The 18125-nt window shown below is 46.4% G+C and carries 14 protein-coding genes and 1 tRNA gene; 7 read left to right on the top strand and 8 right to left on the bottom strand.

The features are described from left to right. Positions 1 to 75 precede the first annotated feature (75 nt). Complete coding sequence (locus tag GX419_01890; GenBank protein NLI23442.1) at positions 76 to 1686, top strand: hypothetical protein; 1611 nt, start codon at positions 76 to 78, stop codon at positions 1684 to 1686. Positions 1687 to 1700: 14 nt separating this feature from the next. Here the strand turns inward: GX419_01890 and GX419_01885 are convergent, their stop codons facing one another. Together GX419_01885 and GX419_01880 are read right to left on the bottom strand one after the other, a co-directional pair. Beyond that, positions 1701 to 2438, bottom strand: a complete 738-nt coding sequence (locus tag GX419_01885) for a DUF72 domain-containing protein (GenBank protein NLI23441.1) — start codon at positions 2436 to 2438, stop codon at positions 1701 to 1703. A 2-nt stretch (positions 2439 to 2440) separates the two neighbouring features. Then, positions 2441 to 3220: a patatin-like phospholipase family protein gene (locus GX419_01880; protein ID NLI23440.1), complete on the bottom strand. Its 780-nt coding sequence runs from the start codon at positions 3218 to 3220 to the stop codon at positions 2441 to 2443. A 160-nt stretch (positions 3221 to 3380) separates the two neighbouring features. On the opposite strand from GX419_01880, the gene GX419_01875 reads away from it, so the two are divergent. Continuing rightward, a tRNA-Ile gene (locus tag GX419_01875) sits at positions 3381 to 3454 on the top strand. A gap of 55 nt (positions 3455 to 3509) precedes the next feature. Continuing rightward, positions 3510 to 4775, top strand: a complete 1266-nt coding sequence (locus tag GX419_01870; protein ID NLI23439.1) for a methionine adenosyltransferase — start codon at positions 3510 to 3512, stop codon at positions 4773 to 4775. Here GX419_01870 and GX419_01865 read toward each other — a convergent pair. The 3 genes from GX419_01865 to trpS form a co-directional block, all read right to left on the bottom strand. Further along, positions 4772 to 5464: a cytidylate kinase-like family protein gene (locus GX419_01865; protein NLI23438.1), complete on the bottom strand. Its 693-nt coding sequence runs from the start codon at positions 5462 to 5464 to the stop codon at positions 4772 to 4774. The two genes, GX419_01870 and GX419_01865, sit on opposite strands and share 4 nt — an antisense overlap. Before the next feature lie 128 nt (positions 5465 to 5592). Beyond that, positions 5593 to 7545: a DNA primase gene (locus tag GX419_01860; protein ID NLI23437.1), complete on the bottom strand. Its 1953-nt coding sequence runs from the start codon at positions 7543 to 7545 to the stop codon at positions 5593 to 5595. Positions 7546 to 7744: 199 nt separating this feature from the next. Continuing rightward, entirely contained in the window at positions 7745 to 8734 is a 990-nt protein-coding gene (gene trpS, locus GX419_01855; GenBank protein NLI23436.1) for a tryptophan--tRNA ligase, read from the bottom strand. A 126-nt stretch (positions 8735 to 8860) separates the two neighbouring features. Between trpS and GX419_01850 the strand changes: the two genes are divergently transcribed. Genes GX419_01850 through GX419_01835 form a run of 4 tightly spaced genes read left to right on the top strand, consistent with a single transcriptional unit; the run spans position 8861 to position 11415 of the window. After that, positions 8861 to 9022, top strand: a complete 162-nt coding sequence (locus tag GX419_01850; protein ID NLI23435.1) for a hypothetical protein — start codon at positions 8861 to 8863, stop codon at positions 9020 to 9022. Between the two features lie 3 nt (positions 9023 to 9025). Then, positions 9026 to 9370, top strand: a complete 345-nt coding sequence (rbfA, locus tag GX419_01845) for a 30S ribosome-binding factor RbfA (protein ID NLI23434.1) — start codon at positions 9026 to 9028, stop codon at positions 9368 to 9370. Between the two features lie 6 nt (positions 9371 to 9376). Beyond that, on the top strand, positions 9377 to 10189 hold the full coding sequence (locus GX419_01840) for a class I SAM-dependent methyltransferase (protein NLI23433.1): 813 nt from the start codon (positions 9377 to 9379) through the stop codon (positions 10187 to 10189). Beyond that, on the top strand, positions 10186 to 11415 hold the full coding sequence (locus GX419_01835) for an FtsX-like permease family protein (GenBank protein ID NLI23432.1): 1230 nt from the start codon (positions 10186 to 10188) through the stop codon (positions 11413 to 11415). The genes GX419_01840 and GX419_01835 overlap by 4 nt, the downstream gene beginning before the upstream one ends. A gap of 99 nt (positions 11416 to 11514) precedes the next feature. On the opposite strand, the gene GX419_01830 is transcribed toward GX419_01835, so the two are convergent. From GX419_01830 to GX419_01820, 3 genes are all read right to left on the bottom strand, one after another. Continuing rightward, positions 11515 to 12429, bottom strand: coding sequence for a hypothetical protein (locus GX419_01830; protein NLI23431.1), 915 nt, complete (start codon positions 12427 to 12429; stop codon positions 11515 to 11517). A 173-nt stretch (positions 12430 to 12602) separates the two neighbouring features. Next, positions 12603 to 13736 (bottom strand): efflux RND transporter periplasmic adaptor subunit, encoded by a 1134-nt coding sequence (locus GX419_01825; protein ID NLI23430.1) that lies wholly within the window; start codon positions 13734 to 13736, stop codon positions 12603 to 12605. Positions 13737 to 13747: 11 nt separating this feature from the next. Further along, on the bottom strand, positions 13748 to 18064 hold the full coding sequence (locus tag GX419_01820; GenBank protein NLI23429.1) for a CusA/CzcA family heavy metal efflux RND transporter: 4317 nt from the start codon (positions 18062 to 18064) through the stop codon (positions 13748 to 13750). Positions 18065 to 18125 lie beyond the last annotated feature (61 nt).

Raw genomic sequence — 18125 nt, 5'->3', positions numbered from 1 at the left:
TGTAAATTAGTGGTTTTCAATAAATAATAATAAACTGATATTCAATTAATTATTTTAACCAACAACCAACCTCTTATGAAAACTTCGTTCATTGTTCTTTCTGTTTGTTCCCTTCTTGCTTTCCAAAACTGCAGGAAAAATGATTCTTTTGATGTGTGCCGGTTTGGTGCGGTAGGTGACGGGAAAACTTTATGCACCAAAGCCTTTAATGATGCCATTGCCACTTGTGCCTCCCGGGGAGGAGGTACTGTATATGTTCCCGCCGGAACCTATTATTCAGGAACCATTGTCATGAAGTCGAACATCAACCTGCACCTGGAGCCGGGAGCTGTTATCCTTGCAAGCCGCGATACGGCTGATTATATGAAAATGCCCACCCATCAGTTTCAGGAAGGATATGTTCATTTTGGCCTTATTTACGCTGCCGACTGCAAAAACATTTCCCTCACCGGTCATGGAGTCATCAACGGCAACGGGACGTTTTTCATGAATTCCATTGACAAACCCCATTCAGGGAATGATTTCGACAGGAAATTCACCCGCCAGGGTATGGATTTTATGCGACCGGGAGCTGTTATCGAAGACGGACCGGTTTCATACAATTACCGGCCCGGAATGCTGGTGGTAATGCTTCGATGCGAAAACGTTACCGTGCAGGATCTGATGTTTTACGATTCTCCTGAGTGGACATTCCGTATAGGCGACTGCGAAGATGTGCTGGTTACAGGCATTACCATACGCAATAATCAGCTGATACCAAACAGCGATGGAATCCACTGCACCACCTCCCGCAATGTGCGCATCTCCAACTGTGATATTGTTGCCGGCGATGACGCCATTATCGTAACCGGATTCGGGGATGAGATTTCCGGATCTGAAATATCACGGATTCCTTATCCATCAAGAAATACCGGTAACAAAACAGGCTATGCCGAAAATGTTACCGTAACCAACTGTGTGCTTTCTTCCCGCTCGGCAGGCATCAGGGTGGGCTATGGCGAAAATCCCATCCGAAACCTGGTTTTCAGCAATATTGTCATATACGGATCAAACAGGGGCATCGGCGTCTTTGCCCGCGATAAATCGGATATCGAAAATGTTGAATTTTCCAATATCATTATCAATACGCGCCTTCACAGCGGACACTGGTGGGGAAAAGGCGAACCAATCCATGTTTCGGCTATCCGCGACTCCCGAAACGGGAAAGCGGGCACCATCAGGAATATCCGCTTTAACAACATCCGTGCCGAAAGCGGTGCCGGAATTCTCCTTTATGGTGCATCCGAAAGCCCCCTTGAGAACATTACGCTAAAAGATGTTACCCTGTCTATTGAGCCAGGAAAATATTCCGAATCCTACGGGGGAAATTTTGACCTCCGCCCGGCCTATCCTCTCGATTCAGCATTGTTTGCCCATGACATTCCGGGATGTTTCGCAAAGGGCGTAATAAACCTTGTTATAAAAGATTTCAACCTGAAATGGACGGATAACCTGCCCAATTACTTTTCTGACGGATTGGCAATTTATGATTTCAGGGGTCTTCTCCTGCAAGATGTATTCGCCGTTCCTGCATTTAATCGTAAGGAGCTTGCCGCCATCCGCCTGGTAAACGGATCAGAAGCTGAACTTCTCAACTGCCGCTCAGTAAAAGGCATTCAACTGCTGGTTAAAGAGAAGGTCCGATGACCCTGAAAAATTATTTAAACCTGGTTTTCACCGGTTAGCTCAATCAGCCGGAGGGCATTCCTGGGAGCAAAGCCCCCGAAATCATTATTGAAGAACGCAAAACACGGCTGATCCCTGCGTAAGGCAAAACCCGCAAGATATGCGGCTACTTTCCGGAGTTCTTCTTCGGTATAGTCAGAATTATACCAACCGGTCCGCCCGTGAAACCGGAGGTATGGGAAAGCGGTTTTCAGATCGAAATCAATGGCCTTTTTCGGGGAGTCTGCATTGACAAATGAAATACCCCGATGATACAACAATTCTGTTACAGCGTCATCATACCAGCTTGCATGGCGGAATTCAACCGCCAGCCGTATTGGCCCGGAGAAAGCATCCAGGGCTTTTTCCAGGCGTTCCTTGTCCCTTTTCAAGCCGGGAGGCAACTGTAACAGTATACATCCCAGTTTTTCCTTCAGCAACATCGCCTGACGGGAAAACTCCCTGATTTCGTCAAAGCAATCCTGAATATATTTCCGATGCGTAATAATCTTTGGAACCTTCAGAACAAAGCAAAAACCGGGTGGAGTTTTCTCATACCACTTAAGGTAGGTTGTATCCTGAAAACGACGATAAAAAGTGGCATTTATCTCAACAGCATTAAAACGGGAACAATAAAAAGAAAACCACTGCGATACAGGCAGGTCGGCAGGATAAAAATTCCCCTTCCAGTGCCCGTAAGTCCAGCCTGAAGTACCAATAAAAAAATGATTCACGGTCAATCGCCTCTTTGTATTCCGGCAAGGACTTCTTTAGCCGTTTTGTAACCTGTTTCGAACATCTCCCGGCCCTTTTTGATATCCATCAGTCCGTACTTATACAGTTCCGGTGGCTCAATGAATATATCGAAAAAAGGCTTTTTCATCTCGACCTGCCCGGCCATGGCAAGATGAAAGGTTCGCTCGGCCAGATGAACCATTCCCTTGATTTCTTTCTCTTCTCCGATGGGATTGATCCAGACACCTACCAGTTTTTTGCATTTCCCCTGAAGAGGCTTTACCGGTAAATTATCCATCACGCCCCCGTCAACATAATACTGTTTGTTGATGATCCGGGGCTGAAATACTATAGGAATACTGGAAGAAGCCAGAATACACTGAATCAGAGGCCCCTTGTGAAAGTACACAATCTTTCCTTTGTTACAGTTAGTGGCTGATATATACAGGGGAATCTTCAGGTCCTCAAATGTTTTTGCATGCAGGGTTTCTTCAAGTACCTCTTCCAGGCCTTCCAGCGACAAAAAACCAAGGTGGGGAAGGGTAAACTGCACAAACTGAAAAAGCTTCCGGGTAAGAAATATTTCAAGAATTTCCTCGGGCAAATATCCGTCAGCCAGGTAAGCCCCTACAATGGAACCTGCACTGGCACCCGAAAGTATATCGGGACGAATGCCTTCCTCTTCAAGTGCTTTGGCTACGCCCAGATGGGCAAAGCCTCTGGCAGCACCACCGCTTAAAACAAAACCGTAATTGTATTGTGTATTGTCCGGCATATCCATCTTGCTTCTGCCATAAAGTTACTACTTATCCCGGAGATGAAAACTGATCAGAGCATAAAAATTCATCACGTTATTAAAATTTCCGCAAAATTTTGATAATATTGCAGTCCTTTTTCAGAAGCCGGTTTTTCTTTCCGGAACAGCCGGAACCTGATATTCAGGGCCCATAGCTCAGACGGTTAGAGCATCTGACTCATAATCAGAGGGTCGTTGGTTCGATCCCAACTGGGCCCACTTTTTTTCAATGAAAAAACTAAATTTGCCCTCCTGAGACTATAAACTTTTACTGATGCCGTATCTTTTTACTTCCGAGAGTGTATCTGAGGGACATCCTGACAAAATTGCCGATCAGATTTCTGATGCCCTGCTGGATGAATTTCTGCGCTACGATCCTGAATCAAAAGTGGCTTGCGAAACGCTGGTCACTACAGGGCTTGTTGTTTTGAGCGGTGAAGTCCGCACCCGGGCTTACGTTGATGTTCAGAGCCTGGCCAGGGAGGTTATCCGGCGCATCGGTTATACCAAAGCCGAGTACATGTTTGATGCCGACGCCTGCGGAATTATCTCATCCATTCACGAGCAGTCACCCGATATCCGGCAGGGAGTGGTGCGCGAAAAGGAAGAAGAACAGGGTGCCGGCGACCAGGGAATGATGTTCGGATACGCCTGTACCGAAACAGACGAATACATGCCCCTGCCCATTGAACTGGCACATGTCATTCTCCAGGAACTCTCTGCTATCAGACGCGAAGGGCATGAAATGACCTATCTCCGTCCGGACGCCAAAAGCCAGGTTACCGTTGAATACAATGACGACAAAACTCCTAACCGTATTCATACAATTGTTGTTTCAACCCAGCACGATGAATTTGCCGGGGAAAAGGAAATGCATGCCACTATATGGAATGATGTGCGCAACATATTAATTCCCAGGGTTATGGCAAGACTTCCCCAGCGGATTCAGAAACTTTTTCACGACGATTACATTTTACTTGTCAATCCTACAGGGAAATTTGTCATTGGTGGCCCACATGGCGATACCGGGTTAACCGGACGGAAAATTATTGTTGACACTTACGGGGGCCGCGGCGCCCACGGGGGAGGTGCTTTTTCGGGCAAAGATTCCTCCAAGGTTGACCGCTCAGCAGCTTATGCCGCGCGCCACATTGCCAAAAATATGGTCGCCGCCGGAATCGCCGACGAAGTGCTGATTCAGGTTGCCTATGCCATCGGCGTGGCTGAACCCGTTGGTCTCTACGTCAATACCTTCGGCACTTCCCATATCAAAATGAGCGACAGCCAGATAGCCGAAAAAATCAACCACCTGTTTGATATGAGGCCCTATGCCATTGTGAAACGCTTCGGACTGAAAAATCCTATTTTCTCCGAAACTGCTGCCTATGGGCACATGGGCCGTCCCTACCGGAAAGATTTTACTTATGTTTATCCCAATGCCAACAACGGAAATCCGGAAAAAGTATTTAAAGAAGTCGAATTCTTTGGTTGGGAAAAACTTGATTATGTTGACCTGCTCAGAAAAGAATTCAGACTCTAAATCAGTTTTCTGAGTTCAGCAATTTTCATCAGAGCATCCACTATTTCATCAACTGACAGAGTCATACAGTTAAAGGTGACATCATACCGCGTATAATCGGTATTCTTGCCGGCATAATATTCCCTGAATTCCCTGCGTTTCCGGTCCATATCGAGGGCATATTTTCTGGCCTGTTCAATGGTCATGCATTTCTTTTCACTGGTCCGGAGAGCCCGCCACTCAAGGGGAGCCTCAAGATTTACATGCAGGGAGCGCGGAATATCCTTCGTAATCACAACCCCAGCCCTCCCTACAATAATAATGTGCCCCTGAACCCCAAGGGAACGAATTACCTTCCCGATGGTATTCCTGATCTTCCGGTCATTCTTATAGTACTTCTGACTGTGCGATTTCAGAATGTCGTCAAAAACACCTTTCTTCTCATATTCAAAAACATACCTGATTTCCTCCGGATCCATTTCCAGTTCCCGTGCTACTTCATTGAGAATCTCCTTACTGATCCACCGCCACAGGGGTTTTTCCCCCCGCACCATCAGCTTGTTGTTCAATGCATCCGAAAGTTTGGCCGCTACATCCTTTGCCGGACAGCCGTATTCGCGCGAAATGGTAATGACCGGCCCCGGCTCGGTCTTTGAGCGTTCATCTTTATAGTACCTCTGGGTGAGGTATGACAGAAGGTCTGTTTTCATCGGTTTTCCGGGTTAGTAATTCATCCCTTTCACCGCAATTTGCCCTTCCCTGCGCAAATAAAGATACGGAATTTTTTTGATTCCTGCAATCTTCCGATAGTTTTCGGCTAAAATATTGCACTATTTTCTCATCGGATAACAATACGTTCTCCCAGTTCTTTTGAAAAGGTCTTTTTAAAGTTGTTGAGTTCTGCAATGCGGAGCTGGAAGAAATTGATCTCATCGGCATTTCCCGTTTCCTGGGCCTGCCTTAATTTTTGCTGAGCCTCTTTGATGGCATCAAGCACAATCTGGTTTTTCAATGCCAGAAGAGTTTTCGGAACCAGCTCCGGTAGCTTGTCCTCTTCAGTGGGAGGAATGCTGCCTTCCTTGGCCCAGATGGCACTTAATTCCGGCATCGGCGCCAGAAGGGATGCTGCCACACGGCTCAGTTCCGGATCTGATGACCGCAAAAAAACAGCTTCATCCAGAGGTTCTCCACGGTCTACATACTCCTCCACAATAGAAAATATCTTCTGATACACCGGATCGCTAAACCGCATCTCATCCCGGTTCATTTCCCTGACGAAAAATTCACTGATCGTTACTTCTTTCGGCTCATCATCTTCATGCTCCTTCAGATACAATACTTTTTTTTCCGGATAATTAAGAATCAGCCGGATGATTTCCCTTTCCTTGGGTTTTACTTCATCAAACACCCTAACCTCAGGAAGTGACGAAGGAAGCTCAGCCGGAGGTTCCGGAATACCATATTCCCTGAAACTTTTTTGCACACTTTTTTCCCGCCTGATTCTGTTTACCTGGGAATAAAGAGTCTGTTCATCAGTTGACAGCATCACGGAGCATTCCCGTATGTAAACCGACCGGGTTACCGGGTCAGGTATGGAAGCAATGCTCCTGACAACATCATTGATCAGATTGGCCCGTTTGATAGGATCATTCTGTGCATCCTTCATCAGGAGGCGGGTCTTGAAGGTAATGAAATCACTCTCATTCCTTTCAATAAAACCCTGGAAATCGGTTATGCTCACCTTGCGCGAATACGAGTCGGGATCTTCCCCTTCAGGTAATAACAAAACCTTCAGGTTCATCCCCTCTTCCAGCACCATATCGATTCCACGCAGCGAAGCCTTTATCCCGGCTTCATCCCCGTCGTAAAGAATGGTAATGTTGTTTGTGAAACGTTTGATCAGTCGGATCTGCTCAACCGTCAGTGAAGTGCCGCTTGAGGCAACCACATTTTCAATTCCGCACTGATGCAATGCGATAACATCTGTATATCCTTCAACCAGAAAAACTTTACCTGTTTTTTCAATCGCCTTCCTTGCCTGATACAATCCGTATAAAACCTGGCTCTTATGGTAAATCTCTGATTCCGGCGAATTCAGGTACTTGGCTATGTTTTTGTCGGAACGCAGGATCCGGCCGCCAAAGCCAATTACCTTACCCGAAAGACTGTGGATGGGAAACATCACCCTTCCGTGAAAACGGTCAAAAGGCTCCCCTCCCTCATGCTGTATGGTTAATCCCGATTTAATGAGGTATTCCAGCTGGTATCCTTCCTGAAGGGCCCTCCTGGTAAAGGCGTCTCGTTTTTCAGGGCTGTATCCCAGCTGAAAACGTTCAATCATATCGTCCCTGATGCCTCTTTCCTTGAAGTATGCCAGCCCTACTGCCTTCCCCTCAGCGTCTTTCCTCAGGGCCTCAGCAAAAAATCTGGCGGCAAAATCACTGATTACCAGCAGGCTCTCCCTTTCATTCTGCTGCCGGATATCTTCTTCCGATGGAGCTTTCTCAACAATTTCGATGTGGTACTTTTTTGCCAGAAGTCGAAGTGCCTCTGCATAAGAGAGATGCTCATGCTCCATAATAAAATTCACCGCATTCCCTCCCTTGCCGCAGCCGAAACATTTGAAAATTCCCTTGCTGGCTGAAACAGTGAACGAGGGTGTTTTTTCGTTATGGAACGGACACAGCCCCAGATAGTTTGCTCCCCGTTTCTTCAGGGAAACATAATCCTTTACCACATCGACAATATCGATGGCATCGTATATCCGCTGAATAGTGGCAGGATCAATCATAGCTTTTTCCCTGATAAAATTACTCGAAGTTTAAGGAATATAAAACGTATTACCCGAAGAAAGTTCTGTTGGCCGCAAAATAGCCTTTTATCCGGCTACGTTGTCATTTTATGAAACTTATTTTTTCAGCCTGAGAGTGAAAGTAAAAGCAGAACAGCTACATAGCCTGCTTTTTCTTTTGCCAGAGAAAAGAATGGAATCAGAATGGCTTAAAGCCGATGATGCTTCTTACTTCTGCCAGTGTTTTCGAGGCACTTTCCCTTGCTTTTTCGGCACCCATGCGGGCCACCTTTCTCAGATAATTGTTGTCCGATTGAATCTGATTAATCCGTTCACGGATAGGTGCAACAATCTTTATGATATCTTCGGCCAGTTGTTTCTTCATGTCGCCGTAACGGATCCTGCAGGTTTCATATTGCTCTCTGAAATAGGCAACTGTATCGGGAGATGAAACAATCTCCATAATATAAAAAAGGTTCCGCACCGGCTCTGACATTGGCTGACCCGGATTTGCCGGACCCGTATCGGTAACAGCCCTCATTACCTTTTTCCGTATTTCCGCATCCGTATCGGCCAGGAATATTCCATTGCCTTCTGACTTACCCATTTTTCCGGTTCCGTCCAGACCGGGTACCTTGATCAGCTCTTTTCCCCAATTGAAAGCATCCGGCAAAGGAAAACATTCCGTATGGTACATCTGATTGAATCTGCGGGCAAATTTGCGAGCCATTTCAAGGTGCGGTTCCTGGTCTTTTCCCACCGGAACCTTATTGGCCTTATGAATAAGTATGTCGGCAGCCATCAGTACCGGATACGTAAGCAAGCCGGCATTCACATTATCAGGTTGCTTGCGCACCTTTTCCTTAAAAGTGGTTGTACGTTCCAGTTCCCCCACATAGGAAATCATATTCAGCAAGAGATACAACTCGGGAATCTCCGGAACATCACTTTGTATGTAAATAGTCGACAGCTCAGGATCCAGCCCCGCCGCCAGGTATTCCGAAAGGACCGCCTTGACATTTTCATGCAGATCAACCGGAGTAGGATGGGTCGTTAAGGAATGGTAATCGGCAATAAAGAAATAACAGCGGTAATCCTTCTGCATAGCAACAAAATTCTTTACCGCACCGAAGTAATTTCCCAGGTGCAGGTTCCCTGTGCTGCGTATCCCGCTGAGTACAACTTCCATAACCAAGCTTTTATAATGACTTTGACATACAAAAAGTTGTGCAAAAATAGTATTTTTACGGCTCACATTTCAACACCCTCCTCTCCTCCCGAAATTTTCCCAAAACCAGTAAACACATATACATCAATGGCTACAAATGAAATTCCGGTTCATCAGAGCAAATTGTTGCAGGAAACCCGCAACCGTTTTTCACGCCTTTTTGAAGCGATGAAAGAAAAAAAGAAGGCATGCCCTGTTATTAACGGAGTCAGCCGACTGATGGCCCGTATTTATAACCTGATGAATTAATATATGGCCGAGAGTACACGCCAGCAAAAAGTAGCACGCCTCATCCAGCGAGAACTGGCTACCTATTTTCAGCAGCAAACAAACAGCCTGTTCAACGGGCGTATGGTTACGGTTACCGTGGTGCGGATTTCTCCCGATCTGAGCGTAGCCCGGGTGTATATTTCCGTTTTCCCCTCTGCGGCCGGAAAGGAAGTCCTTGAAATCATCAACCAGAATGCCAAAAATATCCGTTTTCACCTCGGACAAATTATTCGCCACCAGGTACGGATTATTCCGGAATTATCCTTTTTTATCGACGACAGCCTCGATTACTACGAACGGATTGATAACCTTCTGAAAAAGAAATAGCCCTGCATGCAGTACGATCCCATCAAGCACTCGCTTGGAAAGGTTTTTAACCGCGCCCCCTGGCTCCGGAAGTTGTTCTATTTCCTGCTGAATATTCTTCTGCTACGCTCCTGGTACGTGCGGCGCGAAATAAGACGTTTTGCCCGGCAGTCAAACGGCAGAAAAAACGTACTCGATGCCGGCTCGGGTTTTGGCCAGTATTCCTGGTTTATGGCCCGGATAGCTCCCGAATGGACCATTACCGGAATCGATGTCAAACCGGAACAGATCAGCGACTGCCGCAATTTTTTCAACCGGTGCGGGCTCGGAAACAGGGTAGGCTTCCGCGAAGCCGACCTGGTGCACCTCCCTGACCAGGACGCCTATGACCTGGTAATTACCATCGACGTAATGGAGCATATTGCTGAGGATGAACAGGTTTTCAGAAACTTCTTCCGGGCAATGAAAAAGCCTTCCATGCTTCTTATTTCAACCCCTTCCGATAAAGGAGGCAGTGATGCCCGGCATTCGGATGATCCTTCCTTTATTGACGAACATGTGCGAAACGGCTACAACATGGAAGAAATTACAGAAAAACTCCGCTCTGCAGGTTTTTCCCGCGTGGAAGCATTTTATTCCTATGGTACCCCCGGCCATATTGCCTGGATACTTTCCATGAAATATCCCGTCATGATGCTGAACACCTCCCGCCTTTTCTTTCTTGTTCTTCCCTTCTGGTATCTTCTGACGATCCTGCCTGCACTTATTCTGAATTTCGCCGATCTCCATACCTCGCATCGCCAGGGAACAGGCCTTATCGTTAAAGCTTACAAGGAATGAACTTCCCGTTTTACATAGCACGACGGTATCTGGTGGCAAAAAAATCCCAGAATGTAATCAATATCATTTCGCTGATTGCGGTTACAGGAGTTATGGTGGGAACCATGGCCCTCATCATTGTGCTTTCGGTTTTTAACGGATTTGACCGCCTGGTGAAAAGCCTCTTCAATTCATTCGACCCTGATTTGAAAATCACCGCCGTGGAAGGAAAAGTATTTTCGCCTGATTCCCTCCCTCTTGAAAAACTGGCAAAAATACCCGGCATTCTCTATATATCTCAGGTAGTGGAAGAAAATGCTCTCCTCAAATACGGCGACAAGCAATACATCGCCACCATCAAGGGTGTTGATTCGGCTTACACTTCGGTAAGCGGCATCAATCAGATGATGTATGACGGAGAATTTATGCTGCGGCATGGAGATATTCCCTATGCGGTTGTCGGTCAGGGTATCGCCTATTATATGGGTATCGGTGTCAAACTGATTGATCCTATCTGGATTTATGTGCCCCGGCGCACCAATGTATCCCTGAATGATCCCACACGCGCCTTTCAGCGAAAGGCCGTTTTTGCCGCCGGTATTTTCCGGATTGAACAGGATTTCGATTCACGGTATATCTTTGTACCTCTTGACTTTGCGCAGGAAATCCTCGAATACCGATCCGAAATTTCAGCCCTTGAACTAAAATGCTCACCTTCCATACCGGTTGACCGCATCCGGAAAGACGTCAGCTCGCTTCTGGGAAAAGGATTTGATGTAAAAGACCGTTACCAGCAGCAGGAATTTTTCTATAAGGTGATGAAATCAGAAAAGTGGGCCATTTACTTCATCCTCACTTTCATTCTCATCATTGCTTCTTTCAACATAGTTGGATCCATCACCATGCTGATTCTTGACAAAAAGAAAGATATCGCCGTTTTGTCAGGTATGGGTGCTTCCCCGGGCGATATACGGCAAATTTTTCTTCTCGAAGGATTGCTTATTGCCTTTACCGGAGCCTTACTGGGATTGATTTTCGGAATGCTGATCTGCCTCGGTCAGATGCATTTCGGATGGATTACTCTCCCGGGAAGCGGTTCGTTCGTAATTGATACCTATCCGGTTTATATGAAGATTACAGATTTCGTTCTGGTCTTTTTTACCGTTCTTCTCATAGGGTACCTGGCGGCCTGGTATCCGGTCCGCTTCATTACCCGCCGCCAACTGATCGAGTATTCAAACCTCTGAAGCATCCAAACAATAAAAAAAACAGCTTGCTTTTTGGCAAGCTGCCGTTTTTTGATTTGCACCTGTAGTGTATTTCCCGAATCAGCCCTACAAACCAGGCTATTTCAGTACAAAGGTTGTGCTTCCTATGAGGTTGCCATCAGTGAAAAGATCCACTGAATACTGTCCCGGTATCATTTCTCCTTCCTTCACAGCATAATAAATGCATACGTCCACATCGGCATTTTCGTAATCGACTTCCCGTTTTTCGGAAAAAACGATCTGCTGCCCCTGGAAATCAAACAAATTGTTTTCCGAACTGGTAAAGACCAGCTGGTCGGGGCGGGTAATACGGCAGTAAACAATCCGCCTGCCGGGTTGCACGATGGTATTTTCACGAATCGTAAAACAGGTTTTGATCTTGGCTACCCTGCTGGCCCTGTCAGTGTCCTTGCTCCTCCGGTTAAGCGGAGTTACAACAATATCTTTGGCCGAAAGAATGGAAGCCTGCTTGACTTTTTGCGTCAGTTCCTCCTTTACCTGGGTAAGCTCTTCATTGCTCTTCCTGGCCTGGTCAAGCCGTTCCTTCACCTCCTTGTTCTCTTCAACAAGCTGCATGTTTCTGCGGTTCAGCGAGTCAATCTGAACAATATAACTCTTCATGATTTCCCTGAGGGTAACCAGCTCTTTTTTATAAAGATTGATTTTTTCCACATTGCTTGCATTGATGGCGAGAAGCTTTTTGATACGGTCCTGTTGTTCTTCCAGCTTCCGGTTCATGCTGTCGTTGTCTGACTTCAGGGCTTCATACTCGTTCATCAGGCCTTTCAGTTCGTTGGTCAGTTTGTCTTTTTCATCCTCCAGTACCTGCTGAATCTGCGCCGCTTCCTTTTTCTGCTGCTGATTGAGGTTGTAAAGATAGGCCGCACCAATGGCAAGCAACACAATTATTATAATCAGAATAAGATTCCAGCGCTTCCGGCGCTCGGCAATATTATTCAGTTGTTTATCATTCACATTCATGTTCTGTTCCATACTTGTTTGTTTTAATTTTATAAACGCTTCAAAATTAACGAATTTCTGAAATAAATATTTTAAAGGACGACACAAAACTTGCCTTCCTGGCATTCTATGCAGGAATTACGCATACCAGACGGCTCCGACCACATATGAAAGTTTACGAGCCAATAAGGGAACATCCTGAACCATTATTGCTCTCTCTCAGATAGAGAAGCCGCAAGGTAATAGGCGCCCCGCACCACGATTTCAGCTTCCAGCAGGCTGTCAGGAGGATGAATAATTTCGGTATAATCGTCCTGTTCAATGCCGGTGGTTACGGGAACCCGCATAAAACGGTTTCCGTGCCGAACGAAAACAAAGTTGGTACGGTCTTCCCTTACCAGGGAGGTGGAAGGTAAACAGTAAACAGGATCGTTTCGCAGGTTTATTTTTGCCCGCACATACATTCCAGGAATGATTTCAGAAGAAGGATTCTTAATATGGCAATGTACATCCACCATGCGTTCTTCATCCGTAACATATTGCCCTGTTGCTTCCACTTCAGCATGAAAAGTCTCCTGAAATCCGGCCATAGTGAAATCCACCTTCTGCCCTTTATTTATCCGGCTTATGTCTTTTTCGAAAACTTTGAGATTGATGTGCAGGTGCGACTTATCAACAATTTCATACAGCGAAGTGGCCGGATCAGCGTATTTTCCTATACTTGCTTCAACCCGCACAATATATCCACTGATGGGGGCTCTGAGTTTTATACGGGAACTGATTGCATCGGCAGTGACTTTTTCCGGGTCAATGCCCAGCATGGAAAGCTGGGCCGCCAGCGATTGAAGTCTTGCTTTCCGGCTCATATATTCTGCTTCGCTAAATTGCATTTGCTTCACCGAAGAGGCATTTCCCTGCGACAGCTCTCCCTGCCTCCGGTATTCGCTTTCATAAAAGGCAAGCTGGCTTTTGGCTTCCAGGTAATCTCTCTGAAGAACAATAAAGTCGTAATTTTCCAGCACAGCCAGTACAGTTCCCTTGTTTACGTAATTGCCCGGAAAGAAGTAGGCTTCAGCCACATAACCAGCCATGGGGGCATGCACTGAAGCATAATGACCCGGTGGCACTTCAACAGACCCATTGCATTCAACCGTAGACGAAAGAACCCGTTTTTCCATTTTTCCTATCTGTACCTCCGCCATTTCCAGCTGGTTATCCCGCATGACAACTTCATTGGCCGCCAGACTGTCATTTGCTTCCTGCATTTCAGCCAGTTTCTTTTTCCCGCAGGATGTTGCCAGTAAAGTAAAAATGATCAGAAAGAATGTTTTGAAGCTCATAAGTTTATTTTTTATCGGGTATAATATTCAAGCTGTGCTGCTGTCTGATTGTAATTTTTTAATGCATCAAGGTAGCCAAAGCGGATTGTCATGGCGGTATGAAGCAATTGCAGGTATTCCAGGTAGCCAATTTCCTGCTTTTCATACTGAAGACCTGCGGTACGTATCATTATATCGGCCTGCTGCAGTGCACCGTTGCGGTAATAGGCAATGCGTGCCGCCAGTTTGTTTAGTTCACCGGTAAGGTTTTCAACGGTATTTCTTACAGCGAACTTCTGGTATTCATATTCGTTCCGCGCTATTTCCTTGTTGATTTTCATTTCCTTAACCTTAGCCGACTGAGGAAGGAACCAGAGAGGAAAACTGATTCCGGCCTGCCATCCTTCAAATCCATGCACCTGATCAATGTCCTGCCGGAAATACCCGGCAAAAAGGGAAGGGAAATACCGGGCTTTCTCGATGGCAACTTCTGCAGATTTTGCCTTCAGGGAATTTTCATACCACATCAGAACCGACCGGCCGGAGGAATCTTCTGCCAGTAAAAAGCTTTCAGGCGGTGAAATCATTTCCAGCAATGTATCGGCAGGAACCAAACTGTCAGTGAGAAAAAGTACCTGTCTGATGCGGTTTGCTGCCTGCCTTGAATTTTCCTCCCATTCTTTGTATTCGCTTTGCAGTCGCATATATTCCGACTCAATAGCTGTTTTTTCAAGAAGAGTAATTTCACCGGTGCTGTAACGTATTGAAGCAACCTGCTGCAACCGTCCGGCTGTTTGCATATAATCCTGCATCATTCGCATTCTGAGCAGAGCAGCCATCCATTCAAACCAGAGAGATTTAACTTCAACTGTAACCCTGGCTTCCGTCAGAACTTCTTCCGAGCGGCTCAGGCTGGCAAGATGCTTAACATAGGAAATCCTGGCAATATGCTCGGGAAGGGAACCCAACTGCTGGTTCACCTCCAGATACTGATCCTGCAGGGCTGAATTGATTTGCCCTTTCTGGTACCGTATTTCGGTCAGGCCCGGATCAAAAACCGCCCTTTTCTTTGCCAGAACCGCTTCGGTGCGCAGGGAGGCATTGCGTATTTCAGGATTATTCTGTAATGCCATTTGTACGGCTTCCTCCAGGGTCAGACGGGTTTGGGCTTCTGCTTTTCCCTGTCCGAGAAAGAACAAGGCAAGCAGGGGAAGGAATGCATTGAACCGAATGCGAAGGCCCAGAATGCGCCACTCGCTGTTGAAAATAATATACAGTATCGGTAAAACAATCATGGTAAGAAGGGTAGAAGTAATCAGCCCTCCAATGACAACCGTAGCCAAAGGTTTTTGTACTTCTGCCCCCGCTGAAGTGGATATTGCCATGGGAAGAAAACCCAGTGAGGCCACCAGGGCTGTCATCATAACGGGTCTGAGCCTCAGCATGGCTCCGTATTCTACCAGATCATGCAACTCACGCCCTCCTTCTTTTTTCAACGTATTGTAATAACTGATCAGCACAATACCATTCAGCACCGCCACACCAAAAAGAGCTATGAAACCCACCCCTGCCGATATGCTGAACGGCATCCCCCGTATAGCCAGCGCGGCAATGCCTCCAATGGCAGAAAGAGGAACAGCTGTGAAAATCATAAGCGCATATTTTACAGAATTAAAGGTGAAAAACAATAACAACATGATAAGGGCAAGGGCAACAGGTATGGCCACCGACAAACGCTGTTTGGCATGGCTGAGATTTTCGAACTGACCTCCGTACGATATGTAGTATCCGGGAGGAAGTTTCAGATTTTGGCCAAGTACCTGCTCAATGTCCTTCACCACCGACTCCACATCTCTGCCCCGCACATTTACTCCTATAACAACACGCCGGCGGGTCCCGTCGCGGGAAATCTGCATCGGACCTTCATAAAACTCCATCGTGGCCACTTCACTCAAAGGAATCATCTGTCCCTGTGAGGTGCGTACAAATAAATTATTCAAGTCTGCTTTGCGACGATAAGTTTCTTCCAAACGAACCACCAGATCAAACTTCTTCTCGCCTTCATAAACGGTACCTGCAACTCCTCCCGCAAAAGCTGAACGAACCGTATGGTTCAGTTCGCTGATAGTGAGTCCGTATTTTGCCAGTTTCGCCCTGTCATAGCGTATGACCAATTGGGGCAATCCCTGAATTTTTTCCACCTTCACATCCTTTGCCCCGGGAACATTTTCAATGCCCGCAGCTGCTTTCCCGGCCAGAGAATATAGTGTATCCATGTCTTCACCAAAGATCTTGATGGCAATATCTGATTTGGCCCCTGTCATTAGCTCGTTGAATCTGAGCTGGATTGGCTGGGTAAATTCAAATGTGGCTCCGGTAACCACACTCAAGGCCTGTTTCATTTTATCCACCAGTTCCTCCCTTGAACTGGCACTTACCCATTCCTCCTTTTCCTTCAATGTAATCATAATATCGGCATCCTCTACCGCCATCGGATCGGTTGGGACCTCCGCCGTACCGATCTTTGAAACTACCTGTAATACTTCGGGAAAATTTTTTTTCAGCACCTGCTCGGCCCTGGTAGCAATTTCAATGCTTTCGTCAAGCGAACTGCCGGGAGGAAGACTCATCTGCATGGCCAGGTCACCTTCTTCCAGGGTGGGAATAAATTCACCTCCCATATGAAGAAAGCCCCATACCGAAACACCAAAAACCAGAAAAGCCAGCAGCAGAACCCAGTACTTGAACCGTAAAGACAAGCGTAATACAGGACGATAGGTGAGTTTGAGAAAATCAATCAGCCGGTCCGACAGGGTGCGCTTTTCTGCCACCTTGCGGCTCAGAAAAAGCGAAGAAATCATGGGTACATAGGTCAGCCCGAGAAACAGGGCCCCTGCTATGGCAAAGCTTACAGTCTGTGCCATGGGCCGGAAGGTTTTCCCTTCTATCCCTGTAAGGGAAAGAATAGGAAAAAACACGATCAGGATAATGATGACACCGAAAACGGCAGATTTGTAAATCGATTTGGTTGAATCGGAAACAATTTCACCCAGCTCTTCGGTACTCAGCACCTGGCCTTTGTGGTGGGTCTTCAAATGATGGATTACTCCTTCCACAATAATGACGGCACCATCAACCACAATTCCAAAGTCAATGGCTCCCAGAGACATCAGATTGGCCGATACCCCGAAAAGGCGCATCATAATAAAGGCAAACAACAGGGCAAGCGGAATCACCGAAGCTACAATAATGCCTGCCCGAACATCGCCCAAAAGCAGCACCAGTACAAAAATCACAATCAGCCCTCCCTCCATCAGATTCCGGGTGACCGTAGAAATGGTTTTTTTAACAAGGCGTGAACGGTCCAGATAATATTGCAGCCTCACTCCTTCCGGAAGCCGCTCCTGCACTTCAGCAACCCGCTTCTTTACCTCGCGGATCACCTGGGATGAATTGGCTCCTTTCAGCATCAGGGTGATTCCGCCAACAGCTTCTCCCATCCCGTTTTTAGTCATGGCTCCGAAACGGGGTGCATGCCCTTCGTGCACCTTCCCGACATCACGGATAAGAATCGGAAATCCGTTGTTATTTTTTACCACGATCTGCTCAATGTCACTGAAATCTTTTACCATCCCTTCGGTACGTATATAATAGGCATTGTTGTATTTCTCAATATAACTGCCGCCGGAGTTCTGGTTATTTTTTTCCAGTGCATCGAATACCTCGCTGATGGTAACATTAACAGCCCGCATTTTGTCAGGATCAACCGCAACTTCATATTGTTTCAGATACCCTCCGAAACTGCTGATTTCAACGATTCCCGGAATCCCCGACAACTGACGCTTCACAATCCAGTCCTGAATGGTTCTCAGATCAGTAGCAGAATATTTGTCCCGATACTTTGGATCCACCTCAAGGGTATACTGATAAATCTCTCCCAGCCCTGTTGTGATTGGCATCAACTGCGGTGTACCCAGACCAGCCGGAAGCTCCGAAGCTACAACCTGTATCTGCTCATTGACAAGCTGTCTTGCATCAAGTATGGGAACATGGTCCTTGAACACTATAGTTACTACCGAAAGACCGAAACGCGATACTGACCTTATTTCAACAACATTCAGAATGTTTGCCATAGCCATTTCTACCGGATAGGTAATCAGCTTTTCTACTTCCTGCGGCGAGAGGGAAGGACTCACGGTAACTACCTGCACCTGGTTGTTGGTAATATCCGGTACCGCATCAACAGGTACATTCATCATGGAATAGATGCCCCCGGCAATAAGAAAAATTATGGTAATTCCTACAAAGAGTTTATTTCCTACTGAAAAATCAATGATGCGGTTGAACATGGCAGATCAGATATAAATTCATTCAAATGTACAAAAAACAAATAAAAAAACTGGCGGTTCA

Source organism: Bacteroidales bacterium (assembly GCA_012517825.1).
Classification (GTDB): domain Bacteria; phylum Bacteroidota; class Bacteroidia; order Bacteroidales; family JAAYUG01; genus JAAYUG01.
Note: the sequence above shows the minus strand (reverse complement) of the source record. Positions and strands in the feature narration are given on the sequence as shown.